The following is a 15,754-nucleotide window of genomic DNA, read 5'->3' on the forward strand; positions in this document are numbered from 1 at the left end:
GCACGTCAGGCCGCCCGCAGGCCGCGCGGCGTCGCGCGGAAGCCGGCGTCGAGCAGCGCGCGCACCGCGTCGTCCGCCGGGGTCGCGGTGGTGCCCGCACCGGCGAGCGCCTCCACGCCGTCGACCCGCTGGACCACGATCTTCCCGAGCGTGCCCGCCCGCACCGCGCGGACCAGCGCGGCGCTCGCCTCGGCGAGGCGCGGACCGTCCACGAAGGACAGCACGGACCGCCCGCCGCGCTCGACGTAGAGGGCGAGGTCGCCGTCGCTCAGCACGACGACGGCACCGGCCTTGCGGCCCGGGCGGTGGCCGCGCGAGCCCTCGCCGGTCGTGCCCTCGGCGCCGGGTGCGCCCGGTCCGGTCGCCGGGCGGGAGGGCCAGGGGAGCGCCGCACCGTAGGGGTTCGCCGGGTCCGTCGCGGCGAGCAGCACGGCGCCGGGACGCGGACCGCCGCGCGACGTCCGCGCGTCGGGGAGCGGGGCGAACGGGTCGGTCGCGCCCGCCGCCGCGTCGGCCTCGAGCGCGCGCTCACGGTCCTGCGCGTCGGTCCGGAGCTGGTCGACCGCGCCCGGCAGCGCGAACTGCGAGCCGCCGAGGTGCTCGACGAAGTACCCGCGCCGCGCCGCGCCCGTGGCCTCCAGCTCGCTCAGCACGCGGTACACCGCGCGGAACGACCCGGCGACGCCCTCGGCGGGCGCGACGGCGCGGGTGAGCACGCCGTGGCGGTCGAGCAGGACCCGGGCGAGCGCGTGTGCCCGGCGTGTCGGGTCGGGTTCGCGCGGAGGCAGCGCCGACCAGCGCCCGGCACCTCCGCGCAGCACCGTCTCGGGCGACGTCGGTGGGCGCAGCCCCGCGAACCGGCCGCGCGCGAGCGGCCGGGCCCGGGCCGGGGCGCGCGGCGCGCGGTGGGTCCCCCCGGCAGCGCCCAGCCGCGCGCGCAGCGACCCGAGGCCGTCGTTCGTCACGTGGCCCGACCACACGAGGTCCCACAGCGCCTCGAGCGTCGGGACGGTCTCCGCGCCGGCGCGCTCGGCCAGCCGCGGGAGGAAGTACCCGCCCGAGCCCTCGAGCAGGTCGAGCAGCGTGGCGTGGAGGCCGGTCTCGGGCGCCGGGCCCGGGTCGGGCAGCGTGAGCGGCGCCCACTCGGCGAGGTGCAGGCTGACGAGACCGTCGCCGCCGCCCGACCCGGGCAGCGGAGCGTGCCCGCACCAGACGACCTCGCCGGTCGTCGTCAGCTCGTCGAGCATCGTCGGGGTGTAGTCGCTCACGCGCGCCGGGAGCACGAGGGTCTCGAGCGCCGACGCGGGGACGGCCGCTCCGGAGAGCTGCTCGACGACGCGCAGCAGCCCGTCGACGCCGCGCAGCGCGCCGAGGCCCTGCCAGCGCGGGAGGAACACGCCCAGCGTCTCGGCGGGGACGGGCTCCACCTCGGCGCGCAGCGCGGCGAGCGAGCGGCGGCGCAGGACGCGCAGCACCTCGGCGTCGCACCAGTCGTCGCCCGTGCCGCCGATCGCCTCGGGCCGGAGCCGGCCGCGCACGACGAGCCGGGCCGCCTCGAGCCGCTCGAGCGTCTGCACGACGACGGCGACGCCCAGCCCGAGGCGTGCCGCGAGGTCGGCGGCGGTGAACGGGCCGTGCGTGCGCGCGTGGCGGCGCACGAGGTCGCCCAGCGGGTCGGGGACGGGCTCGGTGAACACCTCGGGGATGCCGACGGGCAGCGCGACGCCGAGCGCGTCGCGCAGGCGGCCGGCGTCCTCCACGACCGCCCACTGCTGCGCACGCTCGGGCGCGACCCCCGCCAGCCGCACGGGCATGATGCGGCGCGCCGCCTCGAGCTCGCGCAGCCAGGCCGCGACGTCGGCCCGCACGTCCTCGCGGGTCCGCGCCGCGACCTCGGCCTCGGTGAGCGGGCCCAGCCGGCGCAGCACGTCCCACACGTCCTCGGTGTGGCGCGCCTGCCGCTCGGGCGCGAGCGCGCCGAGCTCGGCCTCGGTCCGCTCGATCTGGGCAGGGTCGAGCAGGTCGGCGAGCTGGGCCGCGACGCCGTCGCCGCCGAGCAGCTCGGCGAGGAGCGTGGGGTCGAGCGACAGCGCGGCGGCGCGGCGCTCCGCGAGCGGGGCGTCGCCGTCGTACAGGAACTGCGCCGTGTACCCGAACAGCAGGGACTGGGCGAAGGGCGACGGCGTCGGGGTCGTCACCTCGACGAGGCGCACGCGCCCGGCGGCGAGGTCGCGCATGAGGTCCGTGAGCGCCGCGACGTCGAAGTCGTCCTGCAGGCACTCGCGCGCGGCCTCGAGGACGATCGGGAACTCCGGGTACTCCGACGCCACCGACAGGAGCTGGGCCGAGCGCTGGCGCTGCTGCCACAGCGGCTGGCGCCGGTCCGGACGGCGCCGGGGCAGCAGGAGCGCGCGGGCGGCGGCCTCGCGGAACCGCGACGCGAACATCACCGACCCGCCGAGCTCGTCGCGCACCGCGTCGAGCACGTCGTCCGGGTCGAGGAGCAGGTCCTCCACGCCGACGACGGGCGCGTCCCCGCCGAGGCCGCCCGAGCCGTCGGTCGCTCCCTCGAGCCACGAGTCCCCGGTGTCCGGGAGCCGCAGGACGATGCCGTCGTCGGCGTGCATCGCGGCGGCGTCGACCCCGTAGCGCTCGCGCAGGCGCGCGGCGAGGACGAGCGCCCACGGCGCGTGCACCTTCGCTCCGTACGGCGAGTGCACCACGACGCGCCAGTCGCCGAGCTCGTCGCGGAAGCGCTCGACGACGACCGTGCGGTCGTCGGGGACGCGCCCGGTCGCGTCGCGCTGCTCGCGCAGGTAGGCCAGCAGGTTGTCGCTCGCCCACGCGTCGAGCCCGGCGGTGCGCAGGCGGTCGGCCGCCGCGTCGGGGTCGGTGGCCGCGAGCGCGTCCGTCTCGCGCACCCACGCGCCGAGCGCCCGACCGAGCTCGGCGGGGCGGCCGGGGGAGTCGCCCTTCCAGAACGGCAGCCGCCCGGGGATGCCCGGCGCGGGCGTGACGAGCACGCGGTCGGGCGTGATGTCCTCGATGCGCCACGTGCTCGACCCGAGCGTGAACGTGTCGCCGACGCGCGACTCGTAGACCATCTCCTCGTCGAGCTCGCCGACGCGCTTGCCGCCGCGCGGGGCGCGTCCGCCCGCGGTGTCCGGGTCGCCCGCGACGGTCCCCGTCCCCGCGTCCGTCGCGAGGAACACGCCGTACATCCCGCGGTCGGGGATCGTCCCGCCGCTCGTCGCCGCGAGGCGCAGCGCGCCCGGCCGCCCGGTCAGCCGGCCCGACGCGCGGTCCCACACGATCCGTGCGCGCAGCTCGCCGAAGTCCTCGCTCGGGTAGCGGCCCGCGAGCATGTCGAGGACGGCGTGCAGCGACGCGTCACCGAGGTGGGCGTAGGGCTCGCTGCGCCGCACGAGCGTCGCGAGCTCCGCGACCGTCCACTCGTCGACCGCGACCATCGCCACGACCTGCTGGGCGAGGACGTCGAGCGGGTTCGCGAGCACGTGGAGCTCTTCGATGCCGCCGGAGCGCATGCGCTCGGCGACGACCGCCGACGGCACGAGGTCGCCCCGGTGCGTGGGGAACACGACGCCGTGCGACACCGCCCCCACCTGGTGGCCCGCCCGCCCGATCCGCTGCAGGCCCGACGCGACCGAGGGGGGCGCGCCGACCTGCACCACGAGGTCCACCGCGCCCATGTCGATGCCGAGCTCGAGGCTCGACGTCGCGACGACCGCGGGCAGGCGGCCGTCCTTGAGCTCGGTCTCCGTGCGCGTGCGCTCGGCCCGGCTCATCGACCCGTGGTGCGCGCGGGCGATGACCGGCTCGACGCCCGAGCTTGCGCCCGACTGCGCCTGCACCTGCGCCGCGGTGACCGTGCCCGGGTCGAGCACGTCCTCGCCCTGCCGCTCGGCCCACAGCTCGTTCATGCGCGCGGTGAGCCGTTCCGCGCCGCGCCGCGAGTTCGTGAAGACGAGCGTCGAGCGGTGGTCGGTGACGAGGTCGACGACGCGCTCCTCGACGTGCGGCCAGACGGACGGGCGTGGCGGGCGGACGTCGGGAGCGCCCGTCGGGCGCGACGTGGCCGGGCCCGTGAGGTCGCGCTCGCCCGGGGGCAGGGGCGGCAGACCGCCGTCGGACCGTGACCCGGCGTCGGGCACGAGCGCGGCCGTCCCGAGGTCGGAGAGGTCCGGGACGGGCACGACGACGTCGACCTCGATGCGCTTGCTCGACGGCGGCTGCACGACGACGACCTCGCGCCCGCCCTCGGCCTCGGGCCGGTGCCCGCCGAGGAAGGTCGCGACCGCCTCGACCGGACGGACCGTGGCCGACAGGCCGACGCGCTGCGCCGGAGGCCGCTCGTGCGCCTCGAGCAGGGCGTCCAGGCGCTCGAGCGACACGGCGAGGTGGGCGCCCCGCTTGGTCCCCGCCACCGCGTGGATCTCGTCGACGATCACCGTCTCGACGCCCACGAGCCCCGCGCGCGCCTGCGACGTCAGCACGAGGAACAGCGACTCGGGCGTCGTGATGAGGATGTCCGGCGGGTGCGTGGCGAGCCGGCGGCGCTCGCTCGTGGGGGTGTCGCCGGTGCGCGTGCCGACGACGACGTCCGGCACGTCGAGCCCGAGCCGCACCGCGGCCTGGCGGATGCCCGCGAGCGGCGAGCGCAGGTTCCGCTCGACGTCCGCGGCGAGCGCCTTGAGCGGCGAGACGTAGACGACGCGGCAGCGCGCCTCGCGTGCCGGGGCCTCCTCCGGGGGCGCGGCGAGGATCCGGTCGAGCGACCAGAGGAACGCGGCGAGCGTCTTGCCCGAGCCGGTCGGGGCGACCACGAGCGCGTGCCGGTCGCTCGACACGGCCTCCCACGCACCGGCCTGCGCGGCGGTCGGGGCGTCGAACGCGCCCGAGAACCACGCGCGCGTGGGCGCGGCGAAGCGGGCGAGCGGGTCCGAGGTCACGCGCCCATTCTGGGGGTACCCACCCACACGCGCCCGCCCGCTCCGGTGCGCGACCGGGCGGCCGCGGATCCGTGCAAGGCTTGGTCCGTGCGCTACCGCGAGTTCTCCGAGCTGGTCGACGAGGTGTTCGGCGCGGCCCTCGGCCGCGCCTACGTGCGGGAGCAGGTGCTGTCCGCGCTCGACGACCGGACCGCCGCCCAGGCGCTCGAGGACGGGGTCGAGCCGCGCGTCGTCTGGCACGCGCTGTGCGACGCGCTCGACGTGCCCGACGCGCGGCGGTGGGGGAACGACGACCACCGCCAGGCGCCGCCGCGCCGCTGACCGGACCTGCCCCTGACCGGACCTCCCCCTGACCGGGCCGGAGCCGGGGCCCAGCCCGGGACGGTCGAGGGGCGCACCCCGTCGTGCCCCGCGATGATGGCGGCATGAGCGTTCCCGCCCGCGGCCGCCGCGCCACGCTGCGCCTCACCGCCGCCGACGTGCGCGGCGCGGCCTGGTCGCTCGTCTCGACGGCGGCCGGGCTGGGGCTCGCGATCTGGGTCGTCCCCGGCGTCGAGGTGACGAACCCCTGGTCGCTCGTCCTGGCGGCGCTCGCGGTGGCGGTGGGTGACGCGCTGCTGCGCCCGGTGCTGCGCGGGGTCGCGCGCCGGTCCGGCGTCGTCGGCGCTCTCGTCTCGGGCGTGGTCGCCCAGGTCGCGGTCGCGTGGGCGGCGCTCACCTACCTCCCGGGGTTCCGGAGCGGGACGTGGACCGACGTCCTCGCCGTCCTCGTCATCGCGGCCGTGCTCATGGCGCTCGGGCGCTGGGTCGTCGGGGCGAGCGACAACGAGTACGTGATCGGGGACCTGCTCCGGCGCGCGCGGCGCCAGGCCGGGGTGCCCCGGGGAGGCGCCGCGGGCGCCGGGGCGGAGCGCCCGGCGGGCCTGCTCGTCGTCCTGCTCGACGGCGTCGCGCGCCCCACGCTCGACTACGCCCTCCAGGCGGGGCTCGCCCCGACGCTCGCGCGGTGGGTCGGCGACGGCAGCCACCACCTCACGACGTGGTGGGCCCGCGTGCCCGCGACGACGCCCGCCTCGACCGTCGGCCTCCTGCACGGGTCGACCGAGCACGTGCCCGCCTTCCGGTGGTGGTCGCGCGCGCTGGGGCGGCTCGTCGTGACGAACCGGCCCGCGGACGCGGCGGCGGTCGAGGCGCGCACGAGCGACGGCGCCGGCCTGCTCGCGGGCGGCGGGGTCGCCGTCTCGACGATGTTCTCCGGCGACGCGGCGACGAGCCTGCTCGTCATGAGCCGGGCGCGCGAGGGCCTGGGGCCCGGGCAGATGTTCGTGCACTTCTTCGCGAGCCCGTTCGTCCTCGTGCGCGCCGTGGTCGTCGCGCTCGGCGAGCTGCTCAAGGAGCTGTACCAGGGCTGGCAGCAGGCCGTGCGCGGCGTGGAGCCGCGCGTGTCGCGCCTCGGCTGGTACCCGGTGCTGCGCGCCGTGACGAACGTCGTGCTCCGCGACCTCAACACGACGCTCGTCGCGGAGCAGCTCGTGCGCGGGGCGCCCGTCGTCTGCGTCGACCTCGTGGACTACGACGAGATCGCGCACCACGCCGGACCGCTGCGGCCCGAGTCGCTGCGTGCGCTCGAGGGCCTGGACCGCGTCGTCGGGCTCTGGGAGCAGGTCGCGGCCGTCGCGCCCCGGCGCTACGACGTCGTCGTGCTCTCGGACCACGGGCAGTCGCTCGGCGCGACGTTCGAGCAGGTGACCGGCCGCTCCTTCCTCGACGAGATGCGACGCCTCATGGCGCTCGACCCGCCCGGCGACGGGGCTCGCCCGGACGACGACGGCGGCGCGCGGGACGGCGCCGCGTCCGCCCGGGGCGAGGGGCGGCGTCGGGCGACGGCCCCGGACAGCGAGGCGTGGGGCCCCGCGAACACGGCCCTCAACGCGCTGCGCCCGGCGCAGCCGGGCGCTCAGGACACGGACGCGGGCCGCATGCTCGTGGGCCCGGACCGCTCCGAGCGCCGCGCCGACGCCACACCCGCCCTGCCCGAGCTGCCCGAGGTCGCGGTCGTCGGGTCGGGCAACCTCGGGATGGTGTGGTTCCCGCGCGCGCCGCGCCGCCTCACGGGCGACGAGATCCGGGCCCGGTGGCCCGCGCTGCTCCCGGGGCTCGTCGCGAACCCCGCGGTCGGCGTCGTCGTGGAGCGCGGCCCGCGCGGGGAGGTCCGGGCGCACGGCCGGGGCGGCTCGCGCGACCTGCTGACGGGCGAGGTCGTGGGCGAGGACCCGCTCGCGCCGTTCGGGTCGCGAGCGGCGGCGGACCTCGTGCGCGTCGCCGGGCTGGAGGACGCCGGGGACCTCGTGCTCATCTCGAGCGTCGACGAGGTCGGGATGGTGCACGCGTTCGAGGGCCTCGTCGGGTCGCACGGCGGTCTCGGCGGGGCGCAGAACCAGGCGGTGCTGCTGCACCCGGCGCACCTCGCGGTGCCCGACGACGAGCTCGAGGACGTCGACGGCACGCCGATGCTCGTCGGGGCGGAGGCGGTGCACCGCCGGCTCGTCGCGTGGCTCAGGGACCTCGGGGTGCGGCCGCCGGTCGCCGAGGAGGCACCGGGCCGGGGGAGCGTCGCGTGAGCGTCACCGTGACGTGGCTCGGGCACTCGAGCGCGGTGCTCGACCTCGCCGCGACCCGCGGCGGGCCGACGGCGCGGCTCGTGACGGACCCGCTCCTGCACCGGCACGCCGGGATGCTCCGACGGCGCGGGGCGCAGCCGGCCCCGGTGTGGCGCGGCAGCGACGCCGTCCTGCTGTCCCACCTCCACCACGACCACGCCGAGCTGCGGTCGCTGCGGCTCCTCGGCGACGTGCCCGTCCTCACGGCGCCCGCCAACGCGCGGTGGCTGCGCAGCAAGGGGCTGCGCGGCGTCGGCCTGGGCGAGGCGTGGCACGCCGTGGGGCCGCCGGCGGCCGGGGTCGAGACGCGGCTCGTCACCGCGGTGCACGGGCACCGGCCGATGCCGCACCGGCCCAACGCGGCGAACGGCCACCTCGTGCGGACGACCGGTCCCGACGGCCTGCGCGTGTGGGTGGCGGGCGACACCGAGCACCACCCCGGGATGGTGCACCTGCCGGCGCTCGCGGGCGGGCCGGTGGACGTGGCCCTCGTGCCCGTCGGCGGGTGGGGGCCGCGGCTCTCGGGCGGGCACCTCGGTCCGGCGCAGGCCGCGCGGGTGTGCGCCGAGGTCGGGGTGCGTGTCGTGGTCCCCGTGCACTGGGGCACGCTGCACGCGCCCGGGGGGCAGCACCTGCCGCGCGGCTGGATGGACCACGCGGGCGCGGCGTTCGAGGCCGCCGTGCAGCGCGAGTCCCCCGGGACGCGGGTCGTCGTGCTGAAGCCCGGCGGGTCGTGGTCCGCGGACGACGACGGGTGAGCCGCGAGGTCGTGGACACGCCGGGGCGCGTTCCGTGATCGAACACGTGTTCGGCTAGAGTTGTGCACAGGGCGCGCTCCGGCGGGCCCGGGACGCCGGTCCGGCACGACGGTCCCCAGGTCCGGGGCTCGTCGGCACCGCGTGTCGGTGGCTGCCCGTAACGTCGGGCCACAACGAACTGATGGACGTCGAACCGAAGGTGGACTGACATGCCCGCACCCGCAGACCGCGAGAAGGCGCTCGAGGCAGCCCTCGCCCAGATCGACCGGAGCTTCGGCAAGGGCTCCGTCATGCGCCTCGGCGAGGAGGGCCGCGCCCCCGTCGAGGTCATCCCCACGGGCTCCATCGCGCTCGACATCGCGCTCGGCATCGGTGGCCTGCCGCGCGGGCGCGTCATCGAGGTGTACGGCCCGGAGTCCTCCGGAAAGACGACGGTCGCGCTGCACGCCGTGGCCAGCGCCCAGCGCGCCGGGGGCATCGCCGCGTTCATCGACGCCGAGCACGCCCTCGACCCGGAGTACGCGAAGAAGCTCGGCGTCGACACCGACGCCCTCCTCGTCTCCCAGCCGGACACGGGGGAGCAGGCGCTCGAGATCACGGACATGCTGATCCGCTCGGGCGCGCTCGACATCATCGTCATCGACTCCGTCGCGGCCCTCGTGCCCAAGGCGGAGATCGAGGGCGAGATGGGCGACAGCCACGTCGGTCTCCAGGCCCGCCTCATGTCGCAGGCGCTGCGCAAGATCACCGGTGCGCTCAGCGCGTCCGGCACCACCGCGATCTTCATCAACCAGCTCCGCGAGAAGATCGGCGTGTTCTTCGGCTCTCCGGAGACGACGACCGGTGGCAAGGCGCTGAAGTTCTACGCCTCGGTCCGCCTCGACATCCGCCGCATCGAGACCCTCAAGGAGGGCACCGACGCGGTCGGCAACCGGACCCGCGTGAAGGTCGTCAAGAACAAGATGGCCCCGCCGTTCAAGCAGGCCGAGTTCGACATCCTCTACGGGGTCGGCATCTCTCGCGAGGGTGGCCTCATCGACATGGGCGTGGAGCACGGGTTCGTGCGCAAGTCCGGGTCGTGGTTCACCTACGGCGGCGACCAGCTCGGTCAGGGCAAGGAGAACGCGCGCTCGTTCCTGCGCGACAACCCCGACCTCGCGAACGAGCTCGAGAAGAAGATCAAGGAGAAGCTCGGCGTCGGGGCCAAGGTCGACGCACCGGCCGACCCGGCCGCCGGCGTGACCGTCGCGGCCGACGCCGCGCCTGCCGCGGCGAAGGCACCTGCCGCGGCCGTCAAGGGGAAGAAGTCGCCGTTCTGATCGGCGAGCAGGACGGGAGCGAGGGCGTCGAGCCTCTCGACCCGCCCGAGGAGGACGACGGGCGCCGCACGGGCCGCAAGGCCGGGCGGCGCCCGCGCCCGTCGCTGCACGAGCTCGTGGAGCGCGGCGAGATCAGCGACGCCGACCTCGCCGAGCGTGCCCGCGAGACCGTCCTGCGCATCCTCACCGCAGCGCCGAAGAGCCGTGCGGAGCTCACGCAGTCGCTCGCGCGCAAGGGCTACCCGGAGCACGTCGTGCTCCCGATCCTCGACCGTTTCGAGGAGGTCGGGCTCGTCGACGACGCGCAGTACGCGGAGATGATCGTCCGCACGCGCCACGCGGAGCGTGGGCTGTCCCGCCGCGCGATCTCGACCGAGCTGCGCCGGCGGGGGATCGACGGCGAGGTCGGCGCGGTCGCGCTCGAGCAGGTCGACGACGACTCCGAGGCGGACGCCGCCCTGGCCCTCGCGCGGACGCGTCTCGCGAGGACGCGCGGCCTCGACCGCGACGTCCGCGTGCGGCGGACGGTCGGCGCGCTCGCCCGCAAGGGGTACAGCCCCGGGCTGGCCTTCGAGATCGTGCAGCGCGAGCTCGACGCGGAGGAGTGACCGCCCCGCCGACCCGGTCGCGGACCGGCGGACCGCTCGGCGGCAGCGGCACGTCGCCCGCCCGTGACCGGGCGGGCGACGGGCGCGTCAGCGCGCGGTGGACACGGCCGGCGCCTCGTCCGCGGGACCGCCCGCGACGGCTGTCGGGTTGCCGATCCCCGGGCCGGCAGCCGTGGCGCCCGCGGTGCGCCCGCTGAGGAAGCGCGAGAGCCACTGGGCCAGGGTGGTCAGGGCGTAGTTGATGACGATGAAGATGACCGCGGCGACCGTGAGCGTCTGCAGGGTGTTCCCGAAGCCGACGCCGAGGATCTGCGCGGCCCGCAGCAGCTCGGGGTATGTGATGATCTGGCCGAGCGCCGTGTCCTTGAGCACGACGACGAGCTGCGACACGAGCGCGGGCAGCATGGCGATGAGCGCCTGCGGCAGCTGGATCGACCGCAGCGTCTGACCGCGCGTCAGCCCGATGGCCAGACCGGCCTCCCCCTGCCCCTTCGGCAGGTTGCCGACGCCGGACCGGACGAGCTCGGCGATCACCGAGCCGTTGTAGAGCACGAGCGAGATCACGACCGCGAGGAACGGGGCGTCCGGGACTTTCTGCAGGCCCAGCAGGAGCCAGAAGAAGATCATCATGAGCAGCACCGGCACGGCGCGGAAGAACTCGACCACGACACCGCACGCCCAGCGCACGACCCGCACGTGCGAGAGCCTGCCGGAGCCGAAGACCAGCCCGAAGACGACGGCACCGACGATCGCGAACCCGGCGGCACGCAGCGTGTTCTGCAGGCCCGGAAGGAAGTAGTTCTCCCACGCGTTGGCCGTGAAGACGGGGCCCCACTGCTCCCACGAGAGCTGGCCCTTGCGCCCGAGCTCCAGCAGCACGAGCGCCGCTATCCCGAGCACGACCACGGCACCGATCACGTTCCCGACGGCGATGGCGCGCCGGGCGCGGGGGCCGGGGGCGTCGAAGAGGACGGACTGCTGGGTTCTCATCGGCGGACCGCCAGTCGTTGGGAGAGGGACGTGGTGAGCAGGCCGATGGGGATGACCAGCACGACGTAGCCGATCGCGAACGTGAGGAAGATCCCGTAGATGTAGTTCGAGTTGAACTCGATCATGGTCCTCATGAGGGTCGACGTCTCGGTCGTGACGCTCGCGGCCGCCGCCACGGTGGAGTTCTTCAGCAGCGCGATGAGGGTGTTGCCGAGCGGGGCGATCGCGCCGCGGAACGCCTGCGGCAGGATGACCAGGCGCGCGGCCGGCAGGAACGACAGACCGATGGCTCGCGCGGCCTCGGCCTGACCGATCGGCACGGTGTTCACCCCCGAGCGGATCGCCTCGCAGACGAACGCGGCGTGGTAGACGGCGAGGCCGATGACCGCGAACCGGAAGAAGTTCGAGGCGAAGTCCGTGGACAGGCTGATCTGCAGCTGGGTCCACACCGCGAGGACCATGAACGTCATGATGATCGTCAGCGGCGTGTTCCGCAGGAGGTTCACGTATGTCGCGCCGGCCCAGCGCAGGCTCGGCACGGGGGAGATACGCATGAGCGCGAGCGCGGTGCCGAGCACGAGGGACAGGATCGCTGCCCAGAACGTCAGCTGGATGTTGACCCAGAACGCTCCGAGCACGTCGTACTCCTGGGCGAGCGCCCAGGTCTGGGAGAGGTAGTCACCCACGGTTCGTTGTCCTCCGGGTGGGGTCGTGCCGGGTCGTCGAGGGACCCGACGGCCGGGGTAGCGGCGCAGCGGTGCGCCGCTCCCCCGTGACGTGGACGGTCAGGCGCAGGCGTCGACCGTCGGCGGGTTCTCGCTCGCGTTCGGCGTGTACCCGGTGCCCTCGGTGTTCTTGCTCACGAACTCCTCCCAGGAGCCGTCCTCGATCATCTTCTCGATCGCGGCGTTGACGTCCTCGCAGACGTCGTTGTCCTGGGGGAGGCCGACGCCGTAGCGCTCGGTCGAGAACGGGGCGCCGACCACCTTCACCTTGCCCTTGTTCTGCGGCTGCGCCGCGAGGCCCGCGAGGATGATGTCGTCGGTCGTGACGGCGTCGACCTGGCCGGCGGTGAGCGCCGTGACGCACTCCGCGTACCCGGGGCGCTCGAGGAGCTGCACGCCCGCGGCGTACTCGTCCTTGATCCGCTGCGCGGACGTCGAGCCCGAGACGGAGCAGAGGTTCTTGCCCTCGAGCGACTCGGGGCCGGTGATGTCGGTGTTGCCCTCGGCGACGAGCAGGTCCTGCCCGGCGACGAAGTACGGGCCGGCGAACGCGACCGTCTCCTTGCGCGTGTCCGTGATGGAGTACGTCGCGAAGATCATGTCGACCTGACCGGTCTGCAGCATCGTCTCGCGCTGCGCGGACGGAGCCTCGACCCACTCGATCTGGTCCTCGGAGAAGCCGAGCTCGCCCGCCACGTAGGTCGCGACGTCGACGTCGAACCCCGTGTAGGTCGACCCGTCCTGGTACCCCAGGCCGGGCTGGTCGAACTTGATGCCGATCTTGACCGTCTCGCCGCCGCCGTCGGCGGTCTGCTCGGAGTCCGTGGTCGTGCTCTCGCCGCCGACGTCGCCGCCGCCGCACGCTGCGAGCGTGAGCGCGGTGAGAGCGGCCAGCGTGGCAGCACCTGCGTGTCGTGTGCGCATCGTTCCTACCCTTCGTGAGTGGTGGCCGTCCGACGACGGTGTGCCGTGTCGGTCGGCCGGGTGTGGGGGGCCGGGTGGCCCGGTCCGTGGTGGTCGGTGCGTGGTCGTGGTGTCGGGTCCTCCGGACCGGTCCGGTTGCGGCGCCTCGCTGCTCCGCCCGGTGCGTCTCCGGTGGTCAGGTCCCCGGTCCGGGGCTCAGTGCGTGAGGATCTTGGAGAGGAAGTCCTGGGCGCGCTCGCTCTTCGGCGCGGTGAAGAACTCCTCGGGGTGGGCCTCCTCGACGATCTGGCCGTCCGCCATGAAGACGACGCGGTTGGCGGCCTTCCGGGCGAAGCCCATCTCGTGGGTGACGACGATCATGGTCATGCCCTCCTTGGCGAGCGAGACCATGACGTCGAGTACCTCGTTGATCATCTCGGGGTCGAGCGCCGACGTGGGCTCGTCGAACAGCATGACCTTGGGCTTCATCGCGAGTGCCCGGGCGATGGCCACGCGCTGCTGCTGGCCGCCCGAGAGCTGCGCGGGCATCTTCTGCGCCTGGTTCTTCACGCCGACCCGGTCGAGGAGGGCCAGGGCGCGCTCCTTGGCGTCCTTGCCCCGCTCGCGGCGCACCTTGACGGGCCCGAGCGTCACGTTGTCGAGGATCGTCTTGTGCGCGAACAGGTTGAAGGACTGGAAGACCATGCCGACGTCGGAGCGCAGGCGTGCGAGCGCCTTGCCCTCCTCGGGCAGCGGCTCCCCGTCGACGAGGATCTCGCCCGAGTCGATCGTCTCGAGCCGGTTGATCGCCCGGCACAGGGTCGACTTGCCCGAGCCGGACGGTCCGATGACGACGAGCACCTCGCCGCGCCGGACCGTGAGGTTGATGTCGCGCAGCACGTGGAGCTCGCCGAAGTGCTTGTTCACGTCGCGCAGCTCGACGAGCGGCTCACCGAGGACCTGCTCGGCGGGGAGGGGCTGAGCGTCCTGCGCGCTGCGCTGCGCGTCGGACGGCGAAGGGGTTTCGTCGGCCATTCCTGGACACTATGTCCCTTCTGTTGCACGGTGCCACCTCATCCGGCAACAACCGGGCAACAGTTCAGTAACACGGCACCCGGAGCCGTACCCTGGACGGTGATGTCCACGATCGCCCCCGCCCCCGTCCCGGCTTCCCCCGCACCTCGCTCCAGCGCCGCTGCGCCGGCCGACGACGCGCACCCCCGCACCTACGTCGTGCGCACGCTCGGGTGCCAGATGAACGTCCACGACTCCGAGCACATGGCGGGGATGCTCGAGCAGGCGGGCTACACGCGCGCGAGCGCGCAGGACGAGGCCGCGAACCGCGCCGACGTCGTCGTCATCAACACGTGCGCCGTGCGCGAGAACGCCGCGACGCGTCTCTACGGCAACCTCGGTCAGCTCGCCTCGGTCAAGGCCGCGCGGCCCGGCATGCAGATCGCCGTCGGCGGCTGCCTCGCCCAGAAGGACCGCGGCACCATCGTCGAGAAGGCCCCCTGGGTCGACGTCGTCTTCGGCACCCACAACCTCGACGCCCTGCCCGTCCTGCTCGAGCGCGCGCGGCACAACGAGGCGGCGCAGGTGGAGATCGCCGAGTCGCTGCAGGTGTTCCCCTCCACGCTGCCGACGAAGCGCGAGTCGGTCTACGCCGGGTGGGTCTCCATCAGCGTCGGCTGCAACAACACGTGCACGTTCTGCATCGTGCCGCACCTGCGCGGCAAGGAGCGCGACCGTCGCCCGGGCGAGGTGCTCGCCGAGGTCGGCGCGCTGGTCGAGGCGGGCGCCATCGAGGTGACGCTGCTCGGCCAGAACGTCAACAGCTACGGCGTCGAGTTCGGCGACCGCGGCGCGTTCGCCAAGCTCCTGCGCGCGTGCGGGACGATCGACGGGCTCGAGCGCGTGCGGTTCACGTCGCCGCACCCGGCCGCGTTCACCGACGACGTGATCGCGGCCATGGCGGAGACGCCGAACGTCATGCCCCAGCTCCACATGCCGCTCCAGTCGGGCTCCGACCGCGTGCTGCGCGCGATGCGCCGCTCCTACCGCTCCGAGCGGTTCCTCGGGATCCTCGACCGCGTCCGGGCCGTCATGCCCGACGCCGCGATCACCACCGACATCATCGTGGGCTTCCCGGGCGAGACCGAGGAGGACTTCGCGGAGACGATGCGGGTCGTCGAGGCGTCGCGCTTCTCCTCCGCGTTCATCTTCCAGTACTCGCCGCGCCCCGGGACGCCCGCCGCGACGATGGACGGGCAGCTCCCCAAGGAGGTCGTGCAGGAGCGCTTCGAGCAGCTCCAGGCGCTCCAGGAGCGGGTCGCCGGCGAGGAGTCGGCACGCCAGGTCGGCCGGACGATCGACGTCCTCGTCGGTGAGGGCGCGGGCCGCAAGGACGGCGCGACGCACCGCGTGACCGGCCGAGCACCCGACAACCGCCTCGTGCACCTCGCGCTCCCGGCGGACGTCGTCTCGGTGCCCGACGACGCCCCGTCCGACCGGACCGGGGCGCCCGGCTCCGTCGACCCGCGCCTCGCGGACGACCTCGACGCCCGCCTGCCGCGTCCCGGCGACGTCGTCACGGTCGAGGTCACCCGGTCCGCGCCGCACCACCTCCTCGCCGACTCGGCGCTCGCAGGCGGCACGTTCGCCGTGCGCCGGACCCGCTCCGGTGACGCGTGGGCGAAGCGCGAGCGCGCCCGCCTGGGCGGTGGCGACGACGACCACGGCCACGGCGGCGGCGCGCCGTCGGGCCCCGTCGTCCTGGGCCTCCCCACGCTCCGCGCCTGAGCGCGGGATCCAGGAGCGA

11 protein-coding genes are annotated in these 15,754 nt (G+C 75.0%); 6 read left to right on the forward strand and 5 right to left on the reverse strand.

Annotated elements, in window-relative coordinates; all coding sequences use genetic code 11:
- Positions 1 to 5: 5 nt before the first annotated feature.
- Entirely contained in the window at positions 6 to 4,970 is a 4,965-nt protein-coding gene (locus AC3WT4_RS09915; RefSeq protein ID WP_492315362.1) for an Lhr family helicase, read from the reverse strand.
- 87 nt (positions 4,971 to 5,057) lie between these two features.
- Between AC3WT4_RS09915 and AC3WT4_RS09920 the strand changes: the two genes are divergently transcribed.
- The 5 genes from AC3WT4_RS09920 to AC3WT4_RS09940 all read left to right on the forward strand — a co-directional run bounded on the left by AC3WT4_RS09920 (position 5,058) and on the right by AC3WT4_RS09940 (position 10,315).
- Entirely contained in the window at positions 5,058 to 5,291 is a 234-nt protein-coding gene (locus AC3WT4_RS09920) for a DUF3046 domain-containing protein (RefSeq protein ID WP_034655650.1), read from the forward strand.
- 104 nt (positions 5,292 to 5,395) lie between these two features.
- Positions 5,396 to 7,591, forward strand: a complete 2,196-nt coding sequence (locus AC3WT4_RS09925; protein ID WP_492315363.1) for an alkaline phosphatase family protein — start codon at positions 5,396 to 5,398, stop codon at positions 7,589 to 7,591.
- Positions 7,588 to 8,388, forward strand: a complete 801-nt coding sequence (locus AC3WT4_RS09930; protein WP_492315364.1) for an MBL fold metallo-hydrolase — start codon at positions 7,588 to 7,590, stop codon at positions 8,386 to 8,388. Before AC3WT4_RS09925 ends, AC3WT4_RS09930 begins: the two co-directional genes overlap by 4 nt.
- Before the next feature lie 209 nt (positions 8,389 to 8,597).
- Positions 8,598 to 9,707, forward strand: coding sequence for a recombinase RecA (recA, locus tag AC3WT4_RS09935; protein WP_492315365.1), 1,110 nt, complete (start codon positions 8,598 to 8,600; stop codon positions 9,705 to 9,707).
- A 116-nt stretch (positions 9,708 to 9,823) separates the two neighbouring features.
- Positions 9,824 to 10,315, forward strand: a complete 492-nt coding sequence (locus AC3WT4_RS09940; RefSeq protein ID WP_255181047.1) for a regulatory protein RecX — start codon at positions 9,824 to 9,826, stop codon at positions 10,313 to 10,315.
- An 87-nt stretch (positions 10,316 to 10,402) separates the two neighbouring features.
- Here the strand turns inward: AC3WT4_RS09940 and AC3WT4_RS09945 are convergent, their stop codons facing one another.
- The 4 genes from AC3WT4_RS09945 to AC3WT4_RS09960 all read right to left on the reverse strand — a co-directional run bounded on the left by AC3WT4_RS09945 (position 10,403) and on the right by AC3WT4_RS09960 (position 13,968).
- Positions 10,403 to 11,305 carry an amino acid ABC transporter permease gene (locus tag AC3WT4_RS09945; RefSeq protein WP_492315366.1) on the reverse strand — a complete coding sequence of 301 codons (903 nt, stop codon included), beginning with the start codon at positions 11,303 to 11,305 and terminating at the stop codon, positions 10,403 to 10,405.
- Positions 11,302 to 11,991: an amino acid ABC transporter permease gene (locus tag AC3WT4_RS09950; RefSeq protein ID WP_074810025.1), complete on the reverse strand. Its 690-nt coding sequence runs from the start codon at positions 11,989 to 11,991 to the stop codon at positions 11,302 to 11,304. The genes AC3WT4_RS09945 and AC3WT4_RS09950 overlap by 4 nt, the downstream gene beginning before the upstream one ends.
- A 99-nt stretch (positions 11,992 to 12,090) precedes the next feature.
- Positions 12,091 to 12,954 (reverse strand): glutamate ABC transporter substrate-binding protein, encoded by an 864-nt coding sequence (locus tag AC3WT4_RS09955; RefSeq protein ID WP_492315367.1) that lies wholly within the window; start codon positions 12,952 to 12,954, stop codon positions 12,091 to 12,093.
- A gap of 195 nt (positions 12,955 to 13,149) precedes the next feature.
- Complete coding sequence (locus AC3WT4_RS09960) at positions 13,150 to 13,968, reverse strand: amino acid ABC transporter ATP-binding protein (protein WP_083385403.1); 819 nt, start codon at positions 13,966 to 13,968, stop codon at positions 13,150 to 13,152.
- A 102-nt stretch (positions 13,969 to 14,070) separates the two neighbouring features.
- On the opposite strand from AC3WT4_RS09960, the gene miaB reads away from it, so the two are divergent.
- A complete protein-coding gene (gene miaB, locus AC3WT4_RS09965) occupies positions 14,071 to 15,735 on the forward strand; it encodes a tRNA (N6-isopentenyl adenosine(37)-C2)-methylthiotransferase MiaB (RefSeq protein ID WP_492315368.1) in 1,665 nt (554 codons plus the stop codon).
- The last annotated feature ends 19 nt before the right edge of the window (positions 15,736 to 15,754 follow it).

The sequence above is a fragment of the Cellulosimicrobium sp. EB106-03-01-XG111 genome (assembly GCF_058792115.1).